The organism is Micromonospora sp. NPDC047467, from assembly GCF_040643095.1.
In the GTDB taxonomy this organism is placed as follows: Bacteria; Actinomycetota; Actinomycetes; order Mycobacteriales; family Micromonosporaceae; genus Micromonospora.
In genome coordinates this window covers 44,391-69,754 of sequence record NZ_JBEYTO010000007.1, presented here as the reverse complement: position 1 = coordinate 69,754, position 25,364 = coordinate 44,391, and the positions used below count along the sequence as shown (strand labels likewise).

The window sequence follows — 25,364 nt, the reverse complement described above, 5'->3', positions numbered from 1 at the left end:
GCGGAATTCCTCCGCTCCGCCCGCTCCCGCCTCACCCGGAGGAAGCCGGGCTCGACGACCCCAGCCGGGGCCGACGCCGGGTGTCCGGCCCAGGCCCGGATTGGCCGAGCCGCACCGCTTCGGTGCTGCTCGTCATGGTCGGGCAGGCGCTATGCGGACAGTCGCCCCAGCCATTCCGTCAGGAGTTGCTGTTCGGCGCCACTGAGGGCGTTCTGGCTGGGCAGGGCGGCGCGCAGGGCGCGAGCGGCGCCCGCCAGGCCCTCTTCCCGAACGGTCGGTTCCTGATTGGTGACGGCGGTGATCATCGCTTCGCGCAGCGCGACCAGGAGGGCGGGGTCTCGCTCGGCGTCGGGCAGGGAAAGCCAGGTCAGGACGGCGCCACGGGCGGTGGCGTGGATGATCTGGGCGGCGAGGGTCTCATCGACGCGTAGTCGGCCCGCGACGGCCAGGCGGCGGATGCGGTCCATGAGCAGTCCGAGGCCGAGCCGGAAAGCGATGGTGGACCGGGCGGGCTCGCCGTACATGAGCGCGTACAGAGCGGGGTTGGTCAGTCCGAACTCGACTGCGGTGTCCCAGCGGACGCGTAGCTCCTTGATCGGGTCCTGAGGGTCGGGGTCGATGTGCTTGGCGGCCAGGAACCGGGTAAACCCGTATTCGGCCACCGCGTCGAGCAGGGCCTCCTTGTCACCGAACAGCCGGTACAGGGCCGGCGCCTGCAGTCCAGCGGCCTCAGCGACCGCGCGGGTGGTGACCGCGTCGCGGCCCCCGCGCTCCAACAGGTCGATTGCGACGTCCATGATCCGGCGGCGCGTCTGTTCGCGCGGGTTGCCGTCGGGCTTCGCGGCAGACGGTGAGCGGTTCGGGTCACCAGGCATATATCAAGGATAACCCGCACCTGGTACCGGGGATATTTCCAGCGTTAACACGGTCACGTTTACATTGGCAGTATCGATGATACCGTTGTGGTGATTCCATCGGAAACATCAGTGAGGGAGCGTCGCCATGGCCGACCGTCTGCGGATCATCGGGGTGGAAGAGACCGTCGTGGTACCCGCCGTCTACGAGGCGTACCAGCGAGCCGGATCGCCGCGGATCCCCGCCCGCGGCTTTGGGGACAACCCGATCGCGACGAACCTGCGCGAGGTCGGCGAGCGGCGGCTGGCCCACATGGATGACCAGGGCATCGACGTCGCGGTGCTGTCCCTGTCCTCGCCCGGCGTCCAGGACCTGCCGCAGGCCGACGCGATCACGGTGGCACGTGACGCCAACGACCAGCTCGCGGAGATCGTCGCCGCGCACCCAGACCGGTTCCGGGCGTTCGCCGCGATCCCCACCCAGTCGCCCGGCGCGGCCGTGGCCGAACTGGAGCGCGCGGTGGTCCAGCTGGGCTTCCCCGGCGCCATGCTCTACGGCCGCACCGGGGACAAACTGGCTGACCACCCGGACAACGACCAGTTGTACGCCGCCGCCGAACGGCTCCGGGTGCCGCTGCACTTCCACCCGCAGATGCCGGTCCAGCCGGTCATCGACGCCTACTACTCGAACATCGGCCCGATCGGCACCCCGCTGGCCGGAGCGGCGATCGGCTGGTACTACGACCTGGGCGTGCAGTACCTGAGGATGATCTTCTCGGGTGTCTTCGACCGGTTCCCCGACCTACAGGTGATCGCCGGACACTGGGGCGAGGTTGTTCTGTTCTACCTCGACCACACCGGATTCTTCGCTCAGGCCGGCGGCCTTCAGCGACCACTGGCGGACTACTTCACGCAGAACTTCTGGGTCGCCGGCAGCGGCACCAACAGCCCCCGCTACCTGCGCTGGACCGCCGAGATCATGGGCACCGACCGGATGCTCTACTCCACCGACTACCCCTTCACCTACGGCTTCCGCCCCGGCGGCTTCCCCTACATCGACACCAGCAACGGCGCCGCCCGCTCCTTCCTGGAGAACGCGCCGTTCAACGACGACCAGAAGGCCGACATCGCCCACCGCAACTGGGAACGCCTCACCGCCCGCGCAGCCAAGCCGACAGTGGTCTGACCCAGCACACCGGCCGGTCGGACCGCCGCCGCGCACTCGCCACCTGGGCCGACAGATCGGGTTCCTGACAAGCACCCGGCCAGATTATCGGATTGCCATTACCGGTAATCCGATAATCTGGCCGGGCATTCCGGACATAACGGCACTACATCATAATGACAGTTAATGTGCGTAAGGAATCAGGATGGTGTAGATCCGGTCATCAGGCGGTTATGAGCCGCTTGGCACCGGGCTCACCGCATGGGAGGTGGAAGGGGCTCTAGCTCCGGGCGTACGCCGCACGGGCCTGAGCCACCTCGGCGGCCTGGCGCTCCCGCCAGCGGCGCTGGCTGTCCCGGTTGCAGGCGCGGCACGTGCGCCGGTATCGCCCCGTCGACTCGTCGACTTCGCGGTCGTGCCCGTTGCGGCAGGTCGGTGCCTGTGCGCGCGTACGGCAGTTGTCCGCATGACTGATCTGCCGCAGGTGAGTGGGCTCGACGCAGTCCTTGACATCGCAGAGGTGGTCGACATCCAGGGCCGGGTCGTAACCGCCGACGAAGGCGGCGTAGGTCGCGATGTGCGCCCAGGCCCGGCCCGCGACCTTCTGGTAGACGCCGCGCTGGGTGCCGTAGCCACGGATGATCAGGCAGCCGTCGTCGGTTCGGACCGAGCGCTCCAACAGATAGCGGCGCAGAGTGTCCTCGGTGAAGTGTCGTGACAGACCCTTGACCCCGCTGAGCACGCCACCACTCTAGCTGGACGTGAGACGGAAGCGGGCCGCCTGTGCGGGCAGGTCCACGTCGGTGCCGTCGGCGACGTCCGCGCAGGGCACCAGCCGTACCGCGTCGCCCTGGGCTCGCAGGTAGTCCCGCGCGCCCCGGTCGCCGGTGGCCGCCGTGACCACGCCGGGCCAGTGGTCGCGGCCGAGCAGCACCGGATGCCCTCGACGACCGTCCTGGTAGGTGGCCGCCGCGAGGGAGTCGGCGGTGACGTCGCGGGCGACCCGGCGTACCGCCTCGGGGGTGAGGCCGGGCATGTCGACCAGGGTGACCACGGCGGCCTCGATGGTGCCGGACGTCAGGGCGGACAAACCGGCCCGCAGCGACGAGCCCATGCCCGTCGCCCAGTCGTCGTTGACCACCACGCCGGGTAGCCGGGTGTGGGCGCGGACCTGGTCGGCCTGCGCGCCGAGCACCACCACGACGGGCTGGCAGCCGGCGGCCGTGAGGATCGCGGCGGCGTGCTCCACCAGGAGTTGCCCCCGGTAGGACAGGAGGGCCTTCGGCATGCCGAACCGGCGGCCGGCACCGGCCGCGAGGAGCAACCCCGCCGTAGCCATGCGCCGAGGGTAATGGTCAGCCGGTGCGGCGTACCTCGGTGTCCCAGATCTGCGCCCACGGGCGCCGCAGCCCCCGGCACACGTAGATCGGGCCACCGTTCTCGTCGTTGTCGACCTCGACCCGCTGGTCCACCCGCCCGCCGAGCGCGCACGCGTCGAACCAGGCGGTCAGCGGCTCGGGGCGCTCCCAGCCGACGGCGATCACCACGTCGGCGTCGGCGGGTGGCCGGCCGAAGTCGACCATGCTGTTGTGCCCGGAGTGCGCGTGGGGAAGACCACGGGCCGGGCCGTAGCGGGCCACCGCGCCGGCCTCGCCGTAGTTGCCGGTGAGGATGACCGCTCGCGAGCGTTCCTCGGGAGGCAGCCCACGGTGGACGGCGGCGAGCGAGTCGGCGAACGCCGGCCAGCCGATGGTCTCTCCGGCGTCGTAGTTGACGTCGACCACGAACCCGGGCAGTCGCTCGGCCGGCAGCACCGGCAGCAACAACACGATGCTGGGCAGGAGGAACAGCGGCACGCCCACCGCGAGCAGCCCTCGACGCAGCCAGACGGACCCGCGTGACGCCCAGGCGACGGTGACCACCGCGCCGGCGGCGGTGAGAACCAGCATCAACGGCGCGTCGTAGTAGCCCTTGCCGCCGGCCGCCAGCACGACGCCGACCACGACCAACCAGGACCAACCCATCGCCCGGTACGCCCGCCACTCCGGCCGGCGCAGCAGCGCGACGAGGCCGGCGATCCAGATCGGTACGGCGTACGGGCTGATGATGACGAACTGGAGGAAGAGCGCGTCGAGGCGGCCACTGTAGGAGCTGTCGCCGTCGGCGATGGAGGCGGCCACACCGAGTTGCGGGAACCCGTGCGCGGCCTGCCAGATCAGGTTCGGCGCGGCCAGCAGTGCGGCGATCGCGGCGGCGGCGAGCACCCACCTGTCGCGCAGCAGCCGACGTGGCCCGGCGATGGCCACCCCGGCGATCAGACCCACGGCCAGCAGCGCGGGCAGCACCTTGTTGAGCATGCCCATGCCGAGCGCCAGCCCGATGCCGAGAGCCCACCGGGTGTCCCCGGTGCGCAGCAACCGCACCGCACACCACGCCGCGACCAGCCAGACCAGCAGGTCGATGGTCGTGGTGCTGAGCAGGTGCCCGTTGGCGAGCACGATGCCGGACAGCGCGGCCAGCACCGCCGTGCAGGTCTGCGCGGCACGGCCGGCGCCCAACTCGCGGGCGATGGCGGCGACCAGCAGGACAGCGCCGCCGGCCAGCAGTGCCGACGGCGTGCGCAGCACCACCAGGTTGCCCGGCGCGATCGTGTCCAGCAGGCGGGCCAGCGCCGGGACCAGGGGGCCCTGGTCGACGTAGCCCCAGTCGAGGTGGCGGCCGGCGAGCAGGAAGTACAGCTCGTCGCGGTGATAGCCGTAACGGCCGGCGAGCAGCAGCAGCGTCACGCTGGTGATCGCGGCCACCAGGAACGGGCCGAGCGCACGCGGGCCGGGCGTCGGCGGCCCCACCTGCGGGGAGGTCGGCGCAGGCTGGTGAGGGCGGTCGGTGGCGGTGCCGAGATCGCTCACGCGCCCATCATCACCGATGCGTCACGCCGGTTCATACCCGCTAACTGGTTGCTTCGCGCGTCAGCTCCCGGTCCGGCCATGGGGGACCGATCCGGCAAGATTTCGCCGAGGCCGCCTGGTGTGCGCCAACGCGGCGTCGACGAATGCTCCGACGCCGACCTGCGCGGCGTCCGCGAGCTGGGCGATGAGCAGAAGTCGATGTGAGCAGTCCTCGGAGTGGTCGATCTGCGCGGCCAGACGTGGCCCCTGGTCCCACCCGTCCGGGCCCAGCTCGTCGGCGAGCAGTCCTGCGGTGTCCCTGAGGACCTGGTGCACCCACGCGTGGGGCAGCCGCAGGAGGCGGTCGACGCAGGTCCGGAACTGCGCGTGATCCTTCTGGTTGGCCGCTCGTACCCCGGCCACCACGGCGTTCCACAGCTCCTGCTCCGCCGGTGTGGGCACCTGCCACATCACTATCTCCTCTCTGTGTGCCGGGCTCGCGGCTCGGCGTCTTTGTTGGGGTGGCCGGCACGGGCCCGTAGGAGGCGAGGCCCGTGCCGGCCGACGGTGATCACCTCTCATCACCGTCTGCGCCAACGGCGGCTCGGCCGGGCCGTGTCGATGTCCGGCCGTGCCGTCGCGGCGTGCTGTGGCGCCGAAGAACACTCACGTGAGTACGTGTTCGTGGCGCGTTTCTGGGACGATCTGCCCTTCGGCCAGGGAGACCCCCGAAGCCGGCTGTACCGTCCGATCCCGCGCTGGCGCTCGCGGCGGTCGGGGCCAGGGCAGAAAGCGAGGCGACCGTCGTGCGCTGAGGTCCTCGATCCAGCCGAGGGTCAGAACCACGCCGATGAGCAGCACCAGGGCCACCACCAGGTAGCCCACCATGCCGATTCGCCAGACCCCGAGTAGGTCACCGACGGCGAAGCAGACGGCGATGGCGGCGTTGTGCCAGAGGTAGATGGTCAGGGCTCGGCTGTTCAACGCGGTGACCAGCCGGTCGAGCGGCCGGATCCGGGCCAGCCAGGTCATCGGTGGGGACAGCCGCAACAGCAGCAGCACGAACCCGAGCGACCAGAACGCCTGCGCCACCGGGATGTCGTTGAGGTCCAGCCCGGCATCGCGGTGGGTGGTGAGCCAGCCGACGGCGAGGCCCAGACAGAGCGCTGCCAGGGCCAGCAGGGACCGGAGCGGGATACGTCGCAGCCGACCGTCGCGGTGTGCGAAGCCCACCAGCCAGCAAGCGCCGAACGTGGCCAGGTCGGTCACAACCGAATCCACCGGGCCGCCCAGTGCCGGCGCCGCGGTCTGCAGCAGGACCACGCCGGCGAGCGGTGTCAGGACGGACCACACCGGCCAGCGTCGGTACAGCGTCAGCACCGCGGGGGAGAGCAGCACGAACCACAGGTACGCGACGAGGTACCACAGCACACCCGTGACGTCCGCCGCCCACGCACTGCCGGGTGGTTGCAGCAGCGGGACCAGCCAGCTCAGCAGCGCCGGCCAGCCCGGACGGTCGGACCAGCCGTGCCAGAGCATCAAAGGCAGCAGCACGATGCCCATGGCCCACAGCGCCGGTAGCAGGCGCCGAAGCCGGCCGCTGACCGCCCGCTGCGGCGACCGGTCGAGGGAACTGGCCATCAGGGAGCCGCCCAGCGCGAACATCACGCCCATGGCGGGGAAGGCGAAGCTCAGCCAGGCGGCCCCGAACATGTGGTAGGTGATGACCCGAGCCAGCGCCAGCGCCCGCAGCGCGTCGAACCAGCGGTCGCGCCCCTCACGTCGGTCCGCCACCGGGGAGACGGCGCGGCGGTTGTCGTCCACGACGTCACCGGCCCGCTTGAGTTTGCGCCAGCCCAGCCGGGCACCGGTCAGCGCGGTCACCACGGACCGGGCCAGGACCAGGTACATCAACTGGCGGTAGACGAACTGTTGGATCGGCAGGGTCAGCAGCGGGCGCATCCGTTCCCGGTCGAGCCGGAAGGCCACCGCGGCGGTCGCGGCCTGGACGACCAGCATCGCCACCCAGGCCACCGCGGTCTTCGTCGTGTCCATGAAGAAGAGGCCATAGAGGGCGAGCAGGTCCAGCACCGGGCCGAGCAATGGCAGCACCACGCCGAAGAGGGCGAGCATCGGCAGACCGAACCGACCGAACCGGCCCGCGGCGCCCCGGTCGAACACCGCGCGCCGGTGCTTCCACATCGCCTGCATGGTGCCGTAGCTCCACCGGTAGCGCTGCCGCCACAACTCGCGCACGGTGGCGGGCGCCTCCGTCCAGGCGCGGGCGCGGTCCTGGTACACCACCCGCCACCCGGCCCGGAGGATCGCCATGGTGATGTCGGTGTCCTCGGCCAGGGTGTCGCCGCTCATTCCTCCGACGCCGAGCAGGGCGCGGCGGCGGAAGGCCCCGATCGCCCCGGGGACGGTGGGGATGCAGCCCAGCCGCTCGTAGAACCGGCGATCCAGGTTGAAGCCGATGACGTACTCGATGTGCTGCCACTGGCCGAGCAGCCGGCGCCGGTTGGCGACCTTGACGTTGCCGGCCACCGCTCCGATCCGTGGGTCGTTGAACGGCTCGATCAGCCGCCGGATCGCGTTCGGCTCGAAGATGGTGTCCGCGTCGACGGTCACGATGATGTCGTGCGAGGCGTACCGGAGCCCGGTGTTGAGGGCGCTGGCCTTGCCGCCGTTGGGTTTGCGGATCACCCGGACGCCGTGCAGTCCCAGTGCGTCGACCAGGTCCGCCGTGCCGTCGGTCGAACCGTCGTCGACCACGATCACCTCGATGTCCCGGTGGTCGTTGGCCACCAGCGAACGGACCGTGGCGACGATTCCGGCTTGTTCGTTGTACGCGGGCACGATCACCGACACCGGTGCGTCGAACGATCCCCAGGGCCAGCGGTGCGCCCGTCTGCGCCGGGCGAGCCTGCCGGCGATCAGGAGCAGCAGCAGCGTCCGGACCAGGATGAGGGCCCCGACGACCACGAAGAGCAGGGCGAGTACGCGCAGGATCGAGTCCGCCAACTGGATCGCCCACACCACGGGGGCGGCCCGCCAACGGTCCATGGTCGACGTGGGGACGTTGCCGACGAACGGCGCCGCTCCTGGCCGCGCCCGGTTCATCCCGTCGCTCACCGTGGTGAAGGTGTAGCCGCGCGCCTGCATCATCGGGATGAACCGGTCCAGCGCCGCGATGGTCTGCGACCGGTCTCCGCCGGCGTCGTGCAGCAGCACCACGGCGCCCGCTCCGTCGGTCGGCGTCATGTTCCGCACGATCGCGTCCACGCCGGGTCGGTCCCAGTCGTCGCTGTCGACGTCGTTCACCACCGTCAGGTAGCCGAGCCGGCCGGCGTCGCGGATCACCGGCCAGTTCGCGTCGTCGACGGCGCTGGGCAGCGAGGAGTAGGGGAAGCGCAGCAGGCTGGTCCGGACGCCGGCCGCGTCCACGATCGCCATCTGGGTCTGCGCGTACTCCATCCGTTGTCGCCATCCCGGCAGCAGGCTCACGTCGGGGTGGGTGAAGGTGTGCACGCCGAGCTCGTGACCCTCCTGGACGGACCGCTGGACCAGGTCCCCGTGCCTGGCGACCTGCGAGCCGATTACGAAGAAGGTGGCCGCGGCTCGGTGTCGGTGCAGGACGTCCAGCACCTGCGGGGTCCAGTCGGGGTCTGGTCCGTCGTCGAAGGTGAGGGCGATGGTCCGCGCGGGCAGGCGGTAGGAGCGGGGCTGGTCGTACCGGGCGTCGAGGACCGGCCCGCCGTTGAGGACGTCGGTCGGGACGGTGCCCTGTCCCTCGGAATCCCGCACGTGATCGGGTCTGAAGCTGGAGTTCGCGTACGCCTCGACCAGCAGCACGCAGACCACCACCGTCACCAGGGAGGCACAGACGAACCGGCCGATGCCACCGGATCGACGGTCACCGGCGCGGCTGGTGGCGCGGCGGCGACGGTTCGTCAGGGTCATCCGGTCACCCACGGCGCGAGCCCGGACGTGATCGGCCGGTTCTCGACGGGCTCGGGGCTGGGCTCGACCGGCGTGGACATGGTCGGCGAATCGGTGACGGGCGGTGGCGGGTCCTCGGGCAGCGGGGCCGGCGGCGAGGTCGGGGCCACCGGGGTGGTGGGCGGGCGACTGGTCGGGGGCATGGGGGTAGCGGACGGGCGACCGGTCGGAGGCACGGTGGTCGGGTGGCTGGGCGCGGGTGGGTCGATCGACGGCATGGCGGTCGGCGCCACAGCGTCGGGTGCCGGTTCGGTCGGGAGTGGTGGACCATCCATGGTGTCCTCCGGCTCCGGCGTGAGGTTCAGGTCCGGATCGCCGAGCGGCGGTGGCTCCGTGGGAGGGTGCTCCCCGGTCCCGCCGGCGGGGTCACCGACGGACAGTGGAGCGGGCTGCGTCGGCGTCGGCGGACCGGGGAGCAGGGCGGTGGCGGCCATCGGTAGGTAGCTCAGCGAGGCGGCTGCGACAAGCACGCCCGCGCGTCGTAGCCAACGGTGGCGGACGCCGGTGGCGTCCACGAACACCGGTTCGACGGGTCGGGACAGGACAGTGGGCGGAACGTGCTGAGGGCGACCTGGCGACCCATCGAACGACATGTGAGCGGACACCGATCGAGGCTATGTGGAGCTTGTCAATGTATGTCCTGATTGGTGCGTCAGGGCCCAGCGGGATATTTCGGCATCCGAACATCCGGAAACAGGGGCCGTGAGCGGTCAAACAGAACGATCGTGAGTGGAATAGTGAAACGGGATGACTGACGCAGAAGGCGTTCCATGCCCAAAGAGGTTTAAGGGTGATGAATAGGGATGAAAAGCGCCGGTGATCTATTCGCTCCGCCTCCCTCATCCGGTCGGGGGCGGCGGTGGCAGGATCGGCTGGTTCGCTCGACCGGAAGGAAGACATGCGCTATCGCACTCTGGGCGCCACCGGCACGGTGGTGTCGACCCTCTGTCTGGGCACGATGACCTTCGGCGCGGAGACCGACGAGGCCGGCAGCTTCGCCCAACTGGACCGGTTCGTCGAGGCCGGTGGCACGTTCATCGACACCGCCGACGTCTACTCGGCCGGCATCTCCGAGGAGATCGTCGGTCGCTGGCTGCGGGCGCGGCCCGACCTGCGCGACCGCCTCGTCATCGCCACCAAGGGCCGGTTCCCGATGGGCCCGGGGGCGAACGACGCCGGCCTGTCCCGGGTGCACCTCAGCCGGGCTCTGGACGCCAGCCTGCGCCGGCTCGGCGTCGAGGCCGTCGACCTCTACCAGGCGCACGCCTGGGACCCGCTGACCCCGCTGCCGGAGACGCTGCGCTTCTTCGACGACGCGGTCCGCGCCGGCAAGATCCGCTACGCGGGGGTCAGCAACTTCACCGGGTGGCAGTTGCAGAAGGCGGCCCTGCTCACCCAGCACCTCAACCTCACCCCGATCGTGACCCTGCAACCGCAGTACAACCTGCTGGCCCGGGAGATCGAGTTCGAGCTGGTGCCGGTCTGCGAGAACGAGGGCATCGGCATCCTGCCGTGGTCGCCGCTGGGTGGCGGCTGGCTGACCGGCAAGTACCAGCGCGACACCACGCCCACCGGCGCCACGCGCCTCGGCGAGAACCCGCAGCGGGGCGTCGAGGCGTACGCGGGTCGCAACGCCGACGAGCGCACCTGGCGGGTGCTCGACGCGGTTGGCCGGGTCGCCGGGGAACGTGGCGTGTCGATGTCGGCGGTGTCGCTGGCCTGGCTGGCGGCGCGACCGGCCGTCACCTCGGTGATCCTCGGCGCGCGGACGATGGAGCAGCTCGACGACAACCTGACCGCCGCCGACCTGGTCCTCGACGCCGAGCAGATGCGACTGCTGGACGAGGCGAGCGCCCCGCTGGTGGGCGACTACCCGTATGGCGGCGCGGGTGTGCGCCAGCGCGGCCGCGAGCTACCGACCACGTCATGACGTCGTTTCCCGAGCCCACCAGCCCGGCCGGCAGCCGCACCGAGGTCTTCCTGCGCTACCTGGACTACTTCCGGGAGTCGATGGTGGCCAAGGTGTCGGCGCTGGCCGAGCCGGAGCTGCGGCACAGCCGTCTGCCGTCGGGGTGGACCCCGTTGGAGCTGCTCAAGCACCTGCGCCACGTGGAGCGGCGCTGGATCGAGTGGGGTTTCCAGGGCCGGGACGTCGCCGAGCCGTGGGGCGACCGCCGGGGGGACCGCTGGCACGTCGCCCCCGATGTGACCCGCGCGGACCTGGTGGCGGAGCTGCGGGCGCAGGGCGCGCACACCAGCGCGGTGGTGTCGGCGCACGACCTGGCGGAGGTCGGCGCGCCGGGTCCGCGCTGGAACGGCGCCGACCCGGCGACGCTGGAGCGGGTGCTGTTCCACCTGGTCCAGGAGTACGCCCGCCACCTCGGTCACCTCGACGTGGTCGCCGAACTCGCCGGCGGCCCGACCGGCGAGTGAGCCCGTCAACTCCATAATGGGCAAATGCCGCTGCTCGTCGCACCCGCCCTGCCCGCCGGGAGCCTCGGCGCCCAAGAGCAACCCCACCTTCCGGTACGCCCCGGGCTGACGCTGCGGCCGTGGCGCGACGACGACGCCACGGCCGTGCGGGCCGCCTTCGACTGTCCGGCGATCCAGCGGTGGCACGTCCGCCGTCTGGACGGTGACGACGAGGCGCGGGCGTGGACTGCGCAGTGGGAGCGTCGTTGGCGCGACGAGACGGACGCGAGCTGGGCGATCGTCGACGCCGACGACCAGCCGGTCGGTCAGGTGGGGTTGCGGGGTGTGCTGCTGGCCGAGGCGTCGGCGCAGGTGTCGTACTGGGTGTTGCCTGCCGCGCGTGGTCGGGGGATCGCCACCGCGGCGCTGCTCGCACTGGCCCGGTGGAGCTTCACGCGGGCCGGTCTGCACCGGCTGGCCCTGGAGCACTCGACCGCCAACGCGGCGTCGTGCCGGGTGGCCACCCAGGCCGGCTTCACCGTGGAGGGCGTGCTCCGTGAGTCGGTTCGCCACGCTGACGGGTGGCACGACATGCACCTGCACGCTCGGCTGGCTTAGCGGGCTTCGGCCCAGCCGACGAAACGCGGGGTCAGGTCGGGAAGCGCGACGCCCGGGTTGAGCGCGGTGAGATCGGCGGTGGCTGCCTCCTGGACCTTCGCCAGGTGCGTCAACAGGCCCGGCCGATCCTCGCGGTACTCGCCGAGGAGGCGCAGCTTCGCGGCCGAACACGGCCACAGGATGCCGCAGACCGGGCAGCGCCACGACGGCCGCAGTGGGGAGTGCTTCGCGCGCTTCCCTCGTCCCGCTTCGACTTCGCGGGCTCTTTTCTCATCCGGCACGGCTCATCCTCTCGTCGCGGTGTGGGAAGGGGCCGCTCCCGTGAGTGCTCGCCCGCCGGCAGCGGCCCCTACGAACGCGTCCGCCGGGTTCGGGTCCCTGCCGGCCGCGCCGTCTACACCGCACTTTGCCGGGGGTCGCTGGACAAACACACAGCGTTACGTAATCTCCTTGACGCAGCTGGTTTGTTCCAGGGGAGGGTCGGCATGAACCACGCCTTTGTCGCAGCGCTCGCTCAAGCGGGCCACACTGCCGAGAGCCTCGCCGGTCAGATCGGTGTGCATCCGAAGACCGTCGCCAGATGGGCCAACCCGGGGCACATCCCGCAGAGTCGCCACCGTGCGACTGTCGCGGGGCTCCTGGCAAGAGATGCCGACTCGCTGTGGCCGGACGTCGTCCGTCGCCGCGAACCAGTGTGGTTCCGTCCCTGGGTCGATCTCGAACGCGAGGCCGTGACGCTGCGGTCGTTCGAGTTGGCGTGGGTGCCCGGTCTGTTGCAGACGGAGGCGTACGCGCGGGCGACCCTGGCCGGCGGGGTGCTGACACCGGATGCGGTCGCCGAATTCGCCGAGGCGCGGATCGGCCGGCAGGCGATTCTCGGCCGTGGATGCGGGCCACTGCTGGTCGCCGTGCTGGACGAGGGGGTGCTGCGGCGGCGCGTCGGCGACGACCGCGCGTTGATGGCATCGCAACTCGCCCGCCTGCTCGGGCACGCCGAGATGGGCACCGTCCAGCTCCACATCGTCCCGGGGGACGCGCCCAGCTATCCCGGGCTGGACGGACCCTTCACCATCGCTGACATGCCGGACGGTTCGCGGGTCGCGCACGTGGACAGCCCGGCACAGGCGCAGATCCTCGAGCAGCCATCGGACCTTGTTAGCCTGGAACGACGGTGGGAGCGGATTCGCGGAGAGGCACTGCCCCGAGGGCGTTCCTTGGACCTTCTCAGAGAAGCGGCAGCAGCATGGACATGACCGGTGCGCGGTGGCGTAAGAGCACGAAGAGCGGCGGCAACGGTGGCAACTGTGTCGAGGTTGCCGACAACCTTCCGGGCGTGGTCCTCGTTCGTGACACGAAAGACCGCGACGGCGGGACGCTGACCTTCAGCCCGGAGTCGTGGCGTGGCTTCGTCGCGATGGCACGCGACGCCGGCTGACCGACCACCACGCACGAGGGCTCCCGACGCTGCTCGGGGGCTTTTGCGTCAGCCGGGCACTGCCACCGGAGCCGAAATTGCCTGGCGGCCCGCGTACCCTGCTGAGAGGGTGACCGGTGTGACTGCGGATGCTGTGGCCGGGGCCCTGGCCGACGACGGACGACGCCGGATCTTCGCGACGATCGTGCTGGGCGCGACCAGCGCGGCCGAGGTCGCCGAACGGACCGGCCTGCCGGCACGGGTGGTGCTCACCGGGGTCCGTCGGCTCGCCGACGCCGGCCTCGTCACCGGTCCTGACGGCACACTCGTGGCCGACGAGGCGTCGCTGCGGGCGATTGCGCGCGAGCGCCGCCCGGCCGACGACGCCGAACCGGCCGCTGATCCGGTGCTGCGGACCTTTGTGCGCGCGGGTGTCCTGGTGGGCATGCCGGCGCAGCGGGGCCGGCGGCGGGTGCTGCTGGCACACATCGCGGAGCGGTCGTTCGCACCGGGGACGCGCTATCCCGAGCGGGCAGTCGACGACGCGCTCAAGCCGTGGTGCGCCTCGGGCGGGTCGGACCACGCGACGCTGCGTCGGTACCTGATCGACGAGCAGTTGCTCACCCGCGAACACGGCATCTACCAGCGGCCCTGATCGTCCGCCCCGCTCGGGATTGCCGGGATCGGGAAATGCCGTTGACCGGGTGCAGATGATCGACAGGTGACCACCGCCGTCCGGCCCACCTGGCTGACCACCACCGCCCGCCCCGACCATCCCGACGCTGTCCTGCTGCTGCGGGAGTACATGACGGAGATGGTGGTTCGCTATCACCGTCGTCCGGCCCTGCCCGGCGAGGTCGACGCCGCGTTGGCCGAACTGCCCAGCGACGATCTGGCGTACCCCGGTGGTCTGCTGTTGCTCGCCCACCACGGCGCCGATCTGGCCGGCTGCGCCGGGCTGCGGTGGCAGCCCGACTGGGCCGAGCTGACCCGGGTGTTCATCCGCCCCGCGCACCGCGGCGCCGGCGGGGGCGCCGCCCTGCTGGCCGACGTCGAGCAGCGGGCGCGGGCGGCCGGGGCGGCCCGGATCCGCCTCGACACCCGCCACGACCTGGTCGAAGCCCGCGCCCTGTACGCCCGGCACGGCTACGTCGAGATCCCGGCGTACTCGCGGGGCCCGTACGCCGAGCACTGGTTCGAGAAGCAGTTGACGCCCGCTTCCGGACGCGGTAAATAAGAAGAGGAAGTTGAGTCGCCAAGGCTCAAGTCATCACCTTCGGCCAGGAGAACCGAGGAGGCACGAAAATGTTGATGCGTACCGACCCGTTCCGCGAGATCGACCGGCTCGCCGAGCAGTTCTTCGGTACGGCAGCCCGTCCCGCGACGATGCACCTGGACGCCTACCGCGACGGGGACCACTTCTACGCGGCGTTCGACCTGCCCGGCGTCGACCCGGACACCATCGACTGCACCGTCGAGCGCAACGTGCTCACCGTCCGCGCCGAGCGGCGCCGACCCGCCGGCGACGGCATCGAACTGGTCGCCGCCGAGCGCCCGATGGGCACGTTCACCCGGCAACTGTTCCTGGGCGACACCCTGGACACCGACAAGCTGGAGGCCGGGTACGAGAACGGGGTGCTGACGCTGCGCATCCCGGTCGCCGAGCGGGCCAAGCCCCGCCGGGTGACGATCACGGCCAACGGCGACACGCGCCGGCAGATCAACGCCTGACAGACACCGCGCGAGCCTCGGCGGCCGGCACCTGGTTGCGGGTGCCGGCCGCCGGCTGTCGTGCGGGCGCGACATCGGTCGGTGGGTAGAGCGCGGCGAGCGCGTGGGCGGTGTCGGCGACCTGTTCCCGCAGCTCGGCCGGGCCGAGCACCTCCACCTGCGCGCCGAGCTTGAGCATCTCGACGCGACCGTGTCGCACCGACTCGATCGGCACCGTCGTCGTGACCCAGCCGTCCGCGTCCGGCGCGCTGGCGCGGTCGTGTGCCGCCCGGCTCATCGTCGGCGGGAACAGGTGCACCGTCTGCGCCAGCGCCGACACGGTCATCCGCACCTGGGCCTCGGCGCGGTAGACGCCGCGCTCGTAGCGCTCGGTGTGCTCCTGCCAGCAGACTGCCAGGTCGAACCCGTCCGGCCGGTCCGTAGGCTCGTCCAGCACGGTCAGGTCCAGGATCGCGCCCACCCGGTAGGTGCGTACCTGCCCGGACGCGGCGGCCACCAGATACCAGCGGCCGGCCTTGAGCACCACGCCGAGCGGGTCGAGAGTCCGCTGCACCTCCCGGGGCGCCTGCCACCGGCGGTACCGCACCTGGACCCGGCGGTCCTCCCAGACGGCGGTGGCCAGCGCGGCCAGATGCGGTGTGGGTTCGGGCTCACGAAACCAGGTCGGCGCGTCCAGGTGGAACCGCTGGCGGATCCGTGCGCCCCGGTCCGCGAGGTCCGCCGGCAGCGCCGCCTGGAACTTCAGCTCCGCCGTGGCCAGCACCGAACCCAGGCCCAACTCGGCGGCCGCGTCGGGCACGCTGGTCAGGAACAGCGCCTCGGCCTCGTCGGCGGTCAGCCCGGTCAGCCGGGTGCGGTAGCCGTCGAGGAGGCGGTAGCCACCGGCGGGGCCGCGCTCGGCGTACACCGGCACGCCGGCCGCGCCCAGCGACTCGACGTCGCGGTACACCGTCCGGACCGACACCTCCAGGGCCTCGGCCAGTTCGGCAGCGGTCATCCGCCCCCGGGTCTGCAGGAGCAGCAGCAGGGACACCAACCGGCTCGCGCGCACCGCCCGACGGTAGCCGGCACGCGGGAGGCGGCCCCACCCGGCGGCGTCGGCGCGCCTGCATGGCAATCCCATCTACTACTGAGAAGCTTTTTCACATGGTGTCTTCCGGCGCTCCGGTGCTCGCCCGCCCCACCGCCCGACCGGCCCTGCCCGGCGGACCGGTCGACGTCACCGAGGCGTGGCTGCGCAACCGCCGGCTGTCCGCGCACACCCGCGACGCCTACCGGCGCGACGTCACCGCCTGGCTCACCTGGTGCGCCGGCCGCGACCTCGACCCGCTGCGGGCCAGCTTCCTGCACGTCAACGAGTACGCTCGCGCGCTGGAGTCCACCCTCGCCGCCCGCAGCGGCCGACCACTGACCCCGGCGACCGTGGCACGCCGGCTCTCCGCGCTGTCCAGTTGGTACGACTTCCTCGTCAAACTCGGCGGGGTGCCGGCCAACCCGGTCTCCGGCGCGGACCGGCCCCGCGTCGACCGGGACCACTCCGCCACCGTCGGCCTGAGCCCCGAAGAGGTCGACGCCCTGCTCAGCGCCGCCGACGCGGACACCGGCCCGACCGCCGCCCGCAACCGGGCGGCGATCGCACTCCTGGCCGACCTGGGCCTGCGGGTCGGGGAGTTGGTCTCGCTGAACCTCAGCGACCTGGGCACCGAACGCGGGCACCGCAGCGTGCGCTTCGTCGGCAAGGGCGGCAAGCAGCGCCGCCGCGCCCTCACCCCCGGCACCGGGTACGCGCTGGACGCCTACCTGGCCCAGCGGGCCGCCGCCACCGGGGTGCCGGTGACGCAGCTGGCCGGGCCGCTGCTGGTCACCGCCAGCGGCGCCCGACTGGACCGGCACTCGGTGTTCCGGATGGTCCGCCGGCTCGCCCGCGCCGCCGGCATCCCCGCCTGGGCGAGGCTGTCCCCGCACTCGCTGCGGCACGCCTTCGCCACCACCGCCCGCTCGGAGGGCGTCCCCCTCGAAGACGTGCAGGACGCGATGGGGCACGCCGACCCGCGGACCACCCGCCGCTACGACCGGGACCGGCACAACCTCGACCGCGACCCGGCGTACGCGGTGTGGGCGGCCCGGTCCCGTCGTCGCGGCTGACGTCGCGCCCGTCAGCCCTGAGGGCGGGGGCAGATGCAGAACGGCTGGCCGATCGGGTCGATGAGCACCACCCACCGTTCGCCGCCGGGCTGGAACTCGGGCCTCGACGCCCCCGCGGCGACGAGGTCCTTCTCGGCCACGGCCAGGTCGTCGACGTAGAGGTCCAGGTGGTAGCGCTTCTGCCCGGCCGGGTCGGGCCAGGCCGGCGGCTGGTACCCCTCGACCAGGCCGAAGCCGATCGAAGCACCGCCGCCGCTGATCATCGCGTACTCGGCTTCGCTGTGGGTGATCTCCCAACCCAGGGCACGGTGGTAGAAGGCGGCGTGCGCGGCAGGGTCGGAGCTGTCCAGGTTGACCATTGCGAGGTCGGCGGTTGTCGTCATGTCCGCAGTCTGCGCCGAGTACCTGCCAACCACTGTCAGGTACGTCGGCGTTTCTTCCACCCGGTCAGGACGTGTCGAGCGGCCACACCGTCACCCGGCCGTCCGTCTCCCGGCAGACCAACCGGGGCCCGGCGCGCCGGCAGTCGGTCACCCCCGCGGGGAGCACGCCCCGCACCCGAGGACCGTCCCGGCCCGCCGTCGCGACCAGGATGCGGTGGCCGTCCGCCGCCGGCTGAAGCAGCACCAGAGCGTCGGCGCCATCCCGTGCACCCGCCACGATGCGCCACCGCGCCCCAGCCGGCCACACCCAACTCCGCGCGCCGGAGGCCGGATCGAGCGCCCACCGGCCCTGCCGGTCCTGCGCGCAGACCAGGCCCTGACAGGCCCGCAGGGTCAGCTCCCCCCGCTCCACCGGCGCCTGCCAGCGCGGCGTCAACCCGGGCAGGTCGTACCCGGTCACCGCCGCTCCGGTGTCGGTCGGATGGCGCAGCACCAGATGCCCACCGATGACCTGAGGATTGTCCGGGCCGAAGTCGGCAGGTGGCAGCGACCCCTGCCCGTGGACTGCGCCGTCGCGGGCGTCGAGCAGCCGAACCAGCCCGTCGTCCTGCACCAGCAGCACCCGTCCCGGTGGATCGATCAGCACCTGCACCACGGCGGTGGACGGCACCGGCACCGACCAGCGGGTGGCGCCGGTGGCCAGGTCGACGCCCCGCACCGTCCCCTCGACCCGGCGCCCCGGCTCGGAGGCACTACGGACCTCACTCACGGCCACCGCCGCGTCGCCCGCCGCGTACATGCGGTCGGGTCGTTGCCACAGTGGTTCACCGTCGCTCATCGACCGCGCGGTGGTCACCACCGTCTGACGCGTCTGATCGCGTTCGGCGAGCAGCAGCACGTCACCAGCGGCCTGGGCGGACCAGCTGGCGGCGGGTGCCACGGCAACCCGCCACCGGGCCGGGCGGTGCGGTGCCGCCGCGTCGTACGCGCTCACCGTCGGCGGGCTCGCATCCCGGTCGACGACCAGCAACAGCGGGCCGGCGATGAGCAGGGCCGCACGACCGGTCACCGGCGGCCCCACCTGAGCCGACAGGCGCGCGGGCGCGGTGGCACCGCCGAGCAGCGCGCACGCCGCCAGCAGCACGGCCACCCGCCCGGGACGCGACGGCGGCGCCGGCCTCCGGTCGTCCTGCGAGGGCGCTCCCCGGGTGTCGCCCAGCTCGATCAGGACGTCCACCGGCCGTCACCCCCACTCACGTCGACCGGTCAGCAGAGCAGGTCCAGGTGTTGGTGGGCGTCCTCGGCGATGTCCTCGTGCCGCAGCCAGCGCCGCGCCCACAGCCGGGCGGCCAACTCCGCCTGCTCGTCACCCCACGCGGCGTGTTCGACGAGCAGCGCGGTGGTCAGCGCGTACGCCAGGCGCAGCGCCAGGCCACGAGCCCCGGCGAGCACCGCGTCCCCGCCCGGATCGGCGGTCACCGCAGCGATCGTGTCGTCCAGCCGGGCGGCGGCCGTGGCCAGGGTGTCGGCCAGCGCGGGCGACAGCGGCCGGGCCAGGTCGACAGCGGCGGCCAGCCGGCTCAGCAGCGGCGCGCCGGCGCCCTCCCGGGTCAGCGCGCGGAGCACGTCCAGGGCCAGCACATTGGTGGTGCCCTCCCAGATGGGCAGCACCTGCGCGTCGCGCAGCAGCCGGGGCACACCGGTGTCCTCCACGTAACCGGCGCCGCCGAAGCTCTCCACGTACTCGCTGGCGGAGCCGACGGCGAGCCGGCCGGTCGCCAGCTTCGCCAGCGGCGCCACGATGCGCAGTTCCGCGGCGGCCTCCGGGTCGGCGCCGACCTCGACCCGGCCGAGCAGCGCGAACGCGTGCCCGGCGAGGGCGAACGCGCCCGCCGCGTCGACCGCGAGGGTGCCCAGGGTGGCCCGGTGCAGCGGCGAGGACACCAGCGGGCCGCCGGCGACGTGTCGCACGTCGGCGTACGCGCGGGCGTAGGCCAGGCCGCGCCGCATCCCGCCGGCCGCCGCGGCGGCGTTGTGCACCCGGGTCACCACGACCAGGGTCATCGCCCGCACCAGGCCGGGCACCGCCGGGTCGCCCAGCGGCACCGCGTACGCGTCGTGCAGGCCGATCTCGGCGGTCGGCAGGGCCCGGGTGCCGAGCTTGTCCTTGAGGCGGTGCACCCGCACGCCGGGTGCGGGCGCGTCCGGTGCCGTGCCGCTGGCCAGCGGCGAGTCGACCGCGTACCGGGGGACCAGGAACGGGGCGAGCACGCGGCTGCCCCGGCCAGCGCCCTCCGGTCGGGCCAGCGCCACCGCCATCGCCGCGTCGGCGGCGGAGCAGAACCACTTCTCCCCGGTCAGCCGCCACGAGCCGTCCGCGGCGGGCCGGCCGACGGTGCTGGAACGGCCCAGGTCGGAGCCGCCCTGCGCCTCGGTCATCCACTGCCCGCTGGTGATCGCCGTGGCCGGGTCGGTGGAGATCAGCCGGGGCAGCCACGCATCCCGGATCGCCGCGTCGACGTCGGGCAGGCTGAGCAGCGCCGCCGCCCCGTCGGCCATCGCCACCGGGCAGGAGAACGTCGCCGACTCCGGCCCGTACAGGTGCAGCAGGGCGTGCTGCACCACCCGCGCGGCGGCGCCCCACGTGCCGCGCGCCTCCGGCAGGTAGGGCAGCGCGACCACGGCGTGCCGGGCTGCGGCCTCCCGCTGGGCCTGCCAACCCGCCGAGGTGTCGATCCGGTCGACGCGGGCGCCCCACGCGTCGTAGCGGACCAGCGTCGGTGGATGCGCCTCGGCGTCGGCGTGCGCCGCCCGCAGCGGCCCGGTCACGTCGGCGGCCAGGTCGGCGAGGCGACCCTTGGCGGCCGCGTGCCCGGCCGGGCCGAGGTGACGCTCCAGCCAGGACCGCAGCAGGGCGTCCCCGGCGTACGGATCGGCGGGGGATGGCATCGGCTGCACGAAGCGGCTCATCGATCGGCTCCCTGGCACTGCTCGGGGGGTGTGCGCCGACGGTAGACGATCCGTGGCCGCCGCGAACAGGGCACAACCACGCACCGGACGCACCCAGTTTCCGACTTGTCCCGATCTGCCGCGACGGTGTTCTCTACGGTCGGTAGTCGTGGGTGCCGGGCAGCCGTGGAGCCGACCGGCCCGGCGGCACCGCCCGATGCGCGCCGGGCTGGCCTTCGTCGGGATCGGCGTGGTGCTGTGCTGCGTCGGGGTGGCCGGGCTGGGCGCGTGGAACCTACAGACCGTGCGCCAGGCCACCGGCCCGATCCGGGAGACCGCCGACGGGTTCCTCAGCGAGGTGACCCTCGGCGACAGCGACAAGGCGTACGAGCGGCTCTGCGCGGACGCCCGCAGCAAGTGGAGCCCGATCGGCTTCACCAGTTGGGTGCGTACGCCGCCGATGGTCACCGACTACGAGATCACCGACGTGTCGGTGGCGACCCGCAGCGGGCGACCCCAGGGCACCGTGACCGTGAAGGTGACCCGCGACGGCGGGCTCAGCGAGGAACGCCGCCTGCCGGTGGTCCGCGAGAGCGGCGGCTGGCGGGTGTGCGGTGACCCCTTCTGAGCCGCCGGTCGCCGACCCGGCGCACCCCCGGTTGCTGCGCAAACGCCAAGGCGTCGAGCCGACCACCTCCAGCGAGCTGTTCTTCGACCTGGTCTTCATCTTCAGCATCACCCAACTGGCGCACTATCTGATCGAGCACCCGAACTGGAGTGGCGCCGGGCGTACCGCGCTGCTGCTGGCGCTTGTCTGGTTCGTCTGGGTCTACACCACCTGGCTGACCAACTGGCTGCAACCGGACCAGGGACCGGTGCGGGCGGTATTGCTCGGGGTGGCGCTCGGCAGCGTGCTGTTGTCGGCAGCGATCCCGCAGGCGTTCGCCGGGATGGGTCTGCTCTTCGCGGTCGTCTACGTGACCGTGCAGCTGAGCAGGACGGTATTCGGCCTGTGGGCGGTGCGGGGCACCCCGTGGTTGGTCGCGGGCTTTCAGCAGTCGCTGTCGTGGGCGGTGGGGACGTCGGTGCTCATCCTCATCGGCGGTCTGGTCGGCGGGACCGCACGGCAGGCGCTGTGGACGGCGGCGATCGTGCTCGACGTGATCGGCCTGTCCATCGGCTACCCGCTGCCCCGGCGGGAGCGCACCCGACCCGAGCGGTGGATGGTCGAGGGCGGGCACCTGGCCGAACGCTGCGCGGCGTTCATCCTCATCGCGCTCGGCGAGTCGATCCTGGTCACCGGCAGCACCCTCACCCGGCACCTGGACCTGGAGACGTCCGGGGCGTTCCTGCTGGCGTTCGCCGGGTCGGTGGGGCTGTGGTGGGTGTACTTCGCCCGGTCGGCGGCGGCCGCCACGGAGGTCCTCGCCCGTGCCGGTGACCGCACCGGGGCGCTGAGCCGGCTGGCGTTCAACTACCTGCACCCGGTGACGGTCGCCGGAATCGTCGTCACCTCGGCGGGCGACGAGCGGCTGCTGCGCGAGCCCGGCGCGCCGGCAACGCTTGTCGCCGCGCTGTTCGTCCTGGGCGGGCCGGCGCTGTTCCTCGCCGGGCATGCCGCCTACCAGGCGGTGCTGTGGAGGACCCGGTCGGTCAGCCGGATCGCGGCGGTCGCGGTGCTGGTGACGCTGGTGCCGGTGAGTGTGGGGCTGGCGGTGCCGGTGGCAGCGTGTGCCGTGGCGGCGGTGGCGGTGACCGTCGCGGTGATCCTGACGGATCGACGACGGGCCGCCCGGCTCGCCTGAGCGGAGCGGTCAGTCGCGCGGGCCGAGGTCGCCGGTGCGGTGGTGCCGCCGGCAGAGCACCTGATAGCGCACCTCGGCGGTGTCCACCGTGTCGCCGATGACGACCTGCGCGCCTTCGCGGACGACTCGCCCGTCGACGACGCGAGCGTTGAGCAGCCCCTCCCGGCCGCACCAGCAGAGCACCTCGACCTGGATGCGGGCCACCTCGTCGGCCAGCTCGAACAGCCGTTGCGCGGCGGGGAACAGGCAGGACCGGAAGTCGGTGGCGAGGCCGAACGCGAACACGTCCACGTCGTAGCTGTCGACCAACTCGGCCATCTGCTCGACGTGCTCGACGGTGTAGAAGCCGGCCTCGTCGCAGATCAGGTAGTCGACGCGTACCCCGTCGGCCCAGCGGCCCCGCACGAGCGCCCGCAGGTCCAGGTCGTCGGTGACCTCGATGGCCTCGTGGGCCAGGCCGATGCGGGTGGTGACCTGCGGGCCCAGCGAGCGGTCGATGCGGGTGGTGACCAGCCCGCGACGGCCCTGCCGGGCGTGGTTGTAGTTCATCTGCAACGCCATCGTCGACTTGCCGCAGTCCATCGGCCCCCAGAAGAACTTCAGCGCCGCCGCGTGCAGGGGACGCCCGTCGAGTCCGCTCGCCGCCGCGCACCCGGCCGCGTGGTGCGGGCCGGCGAGCGGGTGGGCCAGGCAGGTCGGGGAGGTGGCGGCGTCGTCAGTCACGGTCGGGCAGCCTAGCCCATCGGCCGTCCTGGATTGGTCGGCCGATGGGCAGCGTGCTCAGAGCACCCGTGGTGGTGTGTTTCCGGCGGCGATGATGGCCCGGCGCATCGGCACGGCCAGGAGTAGCAGGAACCCGACCACGAAGAAGATCAGCAGGGAGACCAGGCCCACCCGGTAGGAGGCGGTGAGCTGGAACACCAGGCCGAACGCGAGCGGGCCGAGCCAGCTGGTGCCCTTGTCGCTGATCTCGTAGAACCCGTAGTACTCGCCCTCCTTGCCGGCGGGGATGAGCTGGCTGAACAGCGACCGGCTCAGCGCCTGGCTGCCGCCGAGGACAAGGCCGATGGCGGCGCCGAGGATCATGAACGGCACCGGCGCCTCGGCGGGCAGCCGGAACGCGGCGAGGATCACACCGGTCCAGAGCACCAGGCTGAGCAGCACGGTCTTCCAGGCGCCGATGCGCTTGGCCAGCGCGCCCAGGGTCAGGGCGCCGCCGAAGGCGAGGAACTGCACGAGCAGGATCGTGATGATCAGCGTGCTCTGCTCCAGCCGCAGCTCCTCGGTGCCGTACTGGCTGGCCAGGGTGATGACGGTCTGGATGCCGTCGTTGAAGACCAGGAAGGCCAGCAGGAAATACAGGGTCAGCGGGTACGCCTTGATCTCCCGCATGGTGCGCCCGAGCTGCCGGAACCCGTCGATGAGCACGTTGCCGCCGCCGGCCAGGGCCGCGACGCTGGGGCGCTCGCGCAACCAGCGCAGCGGCACCAGCGTGAACAGCGCCCACCACACTCCGGCGGACACGATCGACCAGCGGGCCAGGTCCAGGGTGCGTTGCGGGTCGTCGCCCTTGTCCAGCAGGGTGATCGCCACCAGGTTGAGCGCCAGCAGCAGACCGCCACCGAGATAGCCCAGCGCCCAGCCGCGACTGGAGATGCCGTCGCGTTCGTCGGGGCCGCCGAGCTGCGGCAGGAACGAGTTGTAGACCACGATCGCCGCGCCGAAGGAGATGTTGGCGATCAGGAACAGCGCGCCGCCGAGCAGGTAACGGTCGCCGGTCACGAAGGCCATCAGGATGGTCGCGCCGGCGCCGGTGAACGCGGCCCCGCCGAGCAGCCGCTTCTTGTGCGCCGACCGGTCGGCGATCGCCCCGATGACCGGCAGCACGAACACGGTGAGGAACACCGACAACGAGATCAGGTACGGGTAGTAGGACCCGGCGGCGACCTTGATGCCCAGCGGGTACACGTACCCGTCGCAGGTGTCGGCGCCCAGCTCACAGCCGGCGGCCAACTCGGCCACGGTGGTCAGGAACGGGCCGAGGAACACGGTGATCACCGTGGTCTGGAACGCGGAGTTCGCCCAGTCGTAGATGTACCAGCCGCTGCGCTCGCGGCGGGTGCTCGCCGGGGGCGGGGTGTCGTCCACCGTGGGGGTCACGGTTTCGGCCATCGGGGGTCCTTCGACGATCAGGCGGCCCAGTGGCCGCGGCTGCGGTAGACGTCGCGCAGCAGGCCGACGTGATCGGTCATGATGCCATCCACACCACGATCAAGTAAGTCGTGCATCTGGGCAGGTTCGTCGATCGTCCAGACGTGCACCTGAAGGCCGAGACGGTGGCAGTAATCCAGGAATCGGCGGTCCACCACCGGCACCCGTCCGTAGCGTGGTGGCACCTGCGCGGCGACCACCGACTCGGGCAGGCGCAGCGGGCGACCGTGCAGCGAGGCGAGGCGCAGCCGGGCCACCCCGCGCATGCCGAGGCTGGTGGCGACCCGCCCCTCGGTGAGCGCCCGCAGCCGGGCCAGCCGGGCGTCACTGAACGAGGCGAGCAGCACCCGGTCGTTGGCGCCGGCCCGGGCCACGGTGGCCACCGTCGGCTCGACACCACCGTCGGCCTTCACGTCGATGTTGAAGCGGACCTGCGGCCAGGCGCCCAGCACCTCGTCGAGCCTCGGTACGACGGCGGCTCCGCCGACGCGTACCGAGGCGAGGTCGGCCCAGCTCAGGTCGGCGATGCGCCCCGCCTCGCCGGTGACCCGTCGCAACGTCGGGTCGTGGAAGATCACCGCAACTCCGTCGGCGGTGGCGTGCACGTCGGTCTCCACGTACCGGTAGCCCAGGCCGATGGCGCGGGCGAACGCCTCGGCGGTGTTCTCGTCGCCCTCGGCGGCGCCGCCACGGTGGGCGAACGCCAGCGGCCCTGGCGCGTCGAGGTAGCCGGGTCTGGTCAGCACGCGACGCAGTATGCCTGCCGCCGGTGGATCACGGGTGGCCC

The 25,364-nt window shown here is 72.2% G+C and carries 27 protein-coding genes; 12 read left to right on the top strand and 15 right to left on the bottom strand.

The window, feature by feature from the left end:
• Nucleotides 1–149: 149 nt before the first annotated feature.
• Nucleotides 150–875, bottom strand: coding sequence for a TetR/AcrR family transcriptional regulator (locus tag ABZ780_RS20255; RefSeq protein ID WP_357487012.1), 726 nt, complete (start codon nt 873–875; stop codon nt 150–152).
• Between the two features lie 127 nt (nt 876–1,002).
• On the opposite strand from ABZ780_RS20255, the gene ABZ780_RS20250 reads away from it, so the two are divergent.
• Nucleotides 1,003–2,040 (top strand): amidohydrolase family protein, encoded by a 1,038-nt coding sequence (locus ABZ780_RS20250; protein WP_357487010.1) that lies wholly within the window; start codon nt 1,003–1,005, stop codon nt 2,038–2,040.
• A 259-nt stretch (nt 2,041–2,299) separates the two neighbouring features.
• Here the strand turns inward: ABZ780_RS20250 and ABZ780_RS20245 are convergent, their stop codons facing one another.
• The 6 genes from ABZ780_RS20245 to ABZ780_RS20220 form a co-directional block, all read right to left on the bottom strand.
• Nucleotides 2,300–2,761 (bottom strand): HNH endonuclease, encoded by a 462-nt coding sequence (locus ABZ780_RS20245; RefSeq protein WP_357487009.1) that lies wholly within the window; start codon nt 2,759–2,761, stop codon nt 2,300–2,302.
• A gap of 9 nt (nt 2,762–2,770) precedes the next feature.
• Complete coding sequence (locus tag ABZ780_RS20240; protein ID WP_357487008.1) at nt 2,771–3,358, bottom strand: nucleotidyltransferase family protein; 588 nt, start codon at nt 3,356–3,358, stop codon at nt 2,771–2,773.
• A 16-nt stretch (nt 3,359–3,374) separates the two neighbouring features.
• Entirely contained in the window at nt 3,375–4,928 is a 1,554-nt protein-coding gene (locus ABZ780_RS20235) for a glycosyltransferase family 39 protein (RefSeq protein ID WP_357487006.1), read from the bottom strand.
• Nucleotides 4,929–4,988: 60 nt separating this feature from the next.
• Nucleotides 4,989–5,378 (bottom strand): hypothetical protein, encoded by a 390-nt coding sequence (locus ABZ780_RS20230; protein WP_357001163.1) that lies wholly within the window; start codon nt 5,376–5,378, stop codon nt 4,989–4,991.
• Between the two features lie 195 nt (nt 5,379–5,573).
• Nucleotides 5,574–8,870, bottom strand: a complete 3,297-nt coding sequence (locus ABZ780_RS20225; RefSeq protein ID WP_357487004.1) for a glycosyltransferase — start codon at nt 8,868–8,870, stop codon at nt 5,574–5,576.
• The gene (locus ABZ780_RS20220) at nt 8,867–9,514 is read right to left on the bottom strand and encodes a hypothetical protein (protein ID WP_357487002.1); all 648 of its coding nucleotides are present in this window, start codon (nt 9,512–9,514) and stop codon (nt 8,867–8,869) included. Before ABZ780_RS20220 ends, ABZ780_RS20225 begins: the two co-directional genes overlap by 4 nt.
• 293 nt (nt 9,515–9,807) lie before the next feature.
• Here ABZ780_RS20220 and ABZ780_RS20215 point away from each other — a divergent pair, with 293 nt between their 5' ends.
• From ABZ780_RS20215 to ABZ780_RS20205, 3 genes are read left to right on the top strand one after another with little or no spacing between them, the layout of a single operon-like run.
• Nucleotides 9,808–10,839 (top strand): aldo/keto reductase, encoded by a 1,032-nt coding sequence (locus ABZ780_RS20215; RefSeq protein ID WP_357487000.1) that lies wholly within the window; start codon nt 9,808–9,810, stop codon nt 10,837–10,839.
• Entirely contained in the window at nt 10,836–11,342 is a 507-nt protein-coding gene (locus ABZ780_RS20210; protein ID WP_357486999.1) for a DUF664 domain-containing protein, read from the top strand. Before ABZ780_RS20215 ends, ABZ780_RS20210 begins: the two co-directional genes overlap by 4 nt.
• 24 nt (nt 11,343–11,366) lie before the next feature.
• Nucleotides 11,367–11,939 carry a GNAT family N-acetyltransferase gene (locus ABZ780_RS20205; protein WP_357001147.1) on the top strand — a complete coding sequence of 191 codons (573 nt, stop codon included), beginning with the start codon at nt 11,367–11,369 and terminating at the stop codon, nt 11,937–11,939.
• Here ABZ780_RS20205 and ABZ780_RS20200 read toward each other — a convergent pair.
• A complete protein-coding gene (locus ABZ780_RS20200) occupies nt 11,936–12,220 on the bottom strand; it encodes a flavin reductase (protein ID WP_357001144.1) in 285 nt (94 codons plus the stop codon). The two genes, ABZ780_RS20205 and ABZ780_RS20200, sit on opposite strands and share 4 nt — an antisense overlap.
• Before the next feature lie 204 nt (nt 12,221–12,424).
• On the opposite strand from ABZ780_RS20200, the gene ABZ780_RS20195 reads away from it, so the two are divergent.
• From ABZ780_RS20195 to ABZ780_RS20175, 5 genes are all read left to right on the top strand, one after another.
• Nucleotides 12,425–13,192 carry a DUF5753 domain-containing protein gene (locus tag ABZ780_RS20195; protein ID WP_357486997.1) on the top strand — a complete coding sequence of 256 codons (768 nt, stop codon included), beginning with the start codon at nt 12,425–12,427 and terminating at the stop codon, nt 13,190–13,192.
• Entirely contained in the window at nt 13,183–13,374 is a 192-nt protein-coding gene (locus tag ABZ780_RS20190; RefSeq protein ID WP_357486995.1) for a DUF397 domain-containing protein, read from the top strand. The genes ABZ780_RS20195 and ABZ780_RS20190 overlap by 10 nt, the downstream gene beginning before the upstream one ends.
• Before the next feature lie 118 nt (nt 13,375–13,492).
• Complete coding sequence (locus ABZ780_RS20185) at nt 13,493–14,008, top strand: DUF2087 domain-containing protein (RefSeq protein WP_357001136.1); 516 nt, start codon at nt 13,493–13,495, stop codon at nt 14,006–14,008.
• Between the two features lie 66 nt (nt 14,009–14,074).
• Nucleotides 14,075–14,590 (top strand): GNAT family N-acetyltransferase, encoded by a 516-nt coding sequence (locus ABZ780_RS20180; protein ID WP_357001133.1) that lies wholly within the window; start codon nt 14,075–14,077, stop codon nt 14,588–14,590.
• A 68-nt stretch (nt 14,591–14,658) separates the two neighbouring features.
• A complete protein-coding gene (locus ABZ780_RS20175) occupies nt 14,659–15,084 on the top strand; it encodes an Hsp20/alpha crystallin family protein (RefSeq protein ID WP_357001130.1) in 426 nt (141 codons plus the stop codon).
• On the opposite strand, the gene ABZ780_RS20170 is transcribed toward ABZ780_RS20175, so the two are convergent.
• A complete protein-coding gene (locus ABZ780_RS20170) occupies nt 15,074–16,135 on the bottom strand; it encodes a YafY family protein (RefSeq protein ID WP_357001126.1) in 1,062 nt (353 codons plus the stop codon). The two genes, ABZ780_RS20175 and ABZ780_RS20170, sit on opposite strands and share 11 nt — an antisense overlap.
• Before the next feature lie 95 nt (nt 16,136–16,230).
• On the opposite strand from ABZ780_RS20170, the gene ABZ780_RS20165 reads away from it, so the two are divergent.
• On the top strand, nt 16,231–17,229 hold the full coding sequence (locus tag ABZ780_RS20165; protein ID WP_357001124.1) for a tyrosine-type recombinase/integrase: 999 nt from the start codon (nt 16,231–16,233) through the stop codon (nt 17,227–17,229).
• Nucleotides 17,230–17,240: 11 nt separating this feature from the next.
• On the opposite strand, the gene ABZ780_RS20160 is transcribed toward ABZ780_RS20165, so the two are convergent.
• The 3 genes from ABZ780_RS20160 to ABZ780_RS20150 all read right to left on the bottom strand — a co-directional run bounded on the left by ABZ780_RS20160 (nt 17,241) and on the right by ABZ780_RS20150 (nt 20,582).
• Nucleotides 17,241–17,612, bottom strand: a complete 372-nt coding sequence (locus ABZ780_RS20160; RefSeq protein ID WP_357001122.1) for a VOC family protein — start codon at nt 17,610–17,612, stop codon at nt 17,241–17,243.
• Between the two features lie 64 nt (nt 17,613–17,676).
• A complete protein-coding gene (locus ABZ780_RS20155) occupies nt 17,677–18,849 on the bottom strand; it encodes a PQQ-binding-like beta-propeller repeat protein (RefSeq protein WP_357001120.1) in 1,173 nt (390 codons plus the stop codon).
• Nucleotides 18,850–18,878: 29 nt separating this feature from the next.
• Nucleotides 18,879–20,582: an acyl-CoA dehydrogenase family protein gene (locus tag ABZ780_RS20150; protein WP_357001117.1), complete on the bottom strand. Its 1,704-nt coding sequence runs from the start codon at nt 20,580–20,582 to the stop codon at nt 18,879–18,881.
• Between the two features lie 148 nt (nt 20,583–20,730).
• Between ABZ780_RS20150 and ABZ780_RS20145 the strand changes: the two genes are divergently transcribed.
• On the top strand, nt 20,731–21,189 hold the full coding sequence (locus tag ABZ780_RS20145; protein ID WP_357001115.1) for a hypothetical protein: 459 nt from the start codon (nt 20,731–20,733) through the stop codon (nt 21,187–21,189).
• Nucleotides 21,176–22,366, top strand: coding sequence for a low temperature requirement protein A (locus tag ABZ780_RS20140; protein ID WP_357001112.1), 1,191 nt, complete (start codon nt 21,176–21,178; stop codon nt 22,364–22,366). The genes ABZ780_RS20145 and ABZ780_RS20140 overlap by 14 nt, the downstream gene beginning before the upstream one ends.
• Nucleotides 22,367–22,375: 9 nt before the next feature.
• Here ABZ780_RS20140 and ABZ780_RS20135 read toward each other — a convergent pair whose 3' ends face one another.
• The 3 genes from ABZ780_RS20135 to ABZ780_RS20125 form a co-directional block, all read right to left on the bottom strand.
• Entirely contained in the window at nt 22,376–23,056 is a 681-nt protein-coding gene (locus tag ABZ780_RS20135) for a thymidine kinase (RefSeq protein ID WP_357002763.1), read from the bottom strand.
• A gap of 90 nt (nt 23,057–23,146) precedes the next feature.
• On the bottom strand, nt 23,147–24,538 hold the full coding sequence (locus ABZ780_RS20130) for an MFS transporter (protein WP_357486993.1): 1,392 nt from the start codon (nt 24,536–24,538) through the stop codon (nt 23,147–23,149).
• Nucleotides 24,539–24,555: 17 nt separating this feature from the next.
• Complete coding sequence (locus ABZ780_RS20125) at nt 24,556–25,323, bottom strand: glycerophosphodiester phosphodiesterase (RefSeq protein ID WP_357001104.1); 768 nt, start codon at nt 25,321–25,323, stop codon at nt 24,556–24,558.
• Between the last annotated feature and the right edge of the window lie 41 nt (nt 25,324–25,364).

Bases quoted from the DNA above. Each gene is read 5' to 3' on its own strand.
- ABZ780_RS20210 (WP_357486999.1), top strand. From the start codon at position 10,836: ATGACGTCGTTTCCCGAGCCCACCAGCCCGGCCGGCAGCCGCACCGAG.
- ABZ780_RS20150 (WP_357001117.1), bottom strand. From the start codon at position 20,582: ATGAGCCGCTTCGTGCAGCCGATGCCATCCCCCGCCGATCCGTACGCC.
- ABZ780_RS20165 (WP_357001124.1), top strand. From the start codon at position 16,231: ATGGTGTCTTCCGGCGCTCCGGTGCTCGCCCGCCCCACCGCCCGACCG.
- ABZ780_RS20250 (WP_357487010.1), top strand. From the start codon at position 1,003: ATGGCCGACCGTCTGCGGATCATCGGGGTGGAAGAGACCGTCGTGGTA.
- ABZ780_RS20160 (WP_357001122.1), bottom strand. From the start codon at position 17,612: ATGACGACAACCGCCGACCTCGCAATGGTCAACCTGGACAGCTCCGAC.
- ABZ780_RS20230 (WP_357001163.1), bottom strand. From the start codon at position 5,378: ATGTGGCAGGTGCCCACACCGGCGGAGCAGGAGCTGTGGAACGCCGTG.
- ABZ780_RS20225 (WP_357487004.1), bottom strand. From the start codon at position 8,870: ATGACCCTGACGAACCGTCGCCGCCGCGCCACCAGCCGCGCCGGTGAC.
- ABZ780_RS20215 (WP_357487000.1), top strand. From the start codon at position 9,808: ATGCGCTATCGCACTCTGGGCGCCACCGGCACGGTGGTGTCGACCCTC.
- ABZ780_RS20255 (WP_357487012.1), bottom strand. From the start codon at position 875: ATGCCTGGTGACCCGAACCGCTCACCGTCTGCCGCGAAGCCCGACGGC.
- ABZ780_RS20175 (WP_357001130.1), top strand. From the start codon at position 14,659: ATGTTGATGCGTACCGACCCGTTCCGCGAGATCGACCGGCTCGCCGAG.
- ABZ780_RS20190 (WP_357486995.1), top strand. From the start codon at position 13,183: ATGGACATGACCGGTGCGCGGTGGCGTAAGAGCACGAAGAGCGGCGGC.
- ABZ780_RS20195 (WP_357486997.1), top strand. From the start codon at position 12,425: ATGAACCACGCCTTTGTCGCAGCGCTCGCTCAAGCGGGCCACACTGCC.
- ABZ780_RS20130 (WP_357486993.1), bottom strand. From the start codon at position 24,538: ATGGCCGAAACCGTGACCCCCACGGTGGACGACACCCCGCCCCCGGCG.
- ABZ780_RS20240 (WP_357487008.1), bottom strand. From the start codon at position 3,358: ATGGCTACGGCGGGGTTGCTCCTCGCGGCCGGTGCCGGCCGCCGGTTC.
- ABZ780_RS20205 (WP_357001147.1), top strand. From the start codon at position 11,367: ATGCCGCTGCTCGTCGCACCCGCCCTGCCCGCCGGGAGCCTCGGCGCC.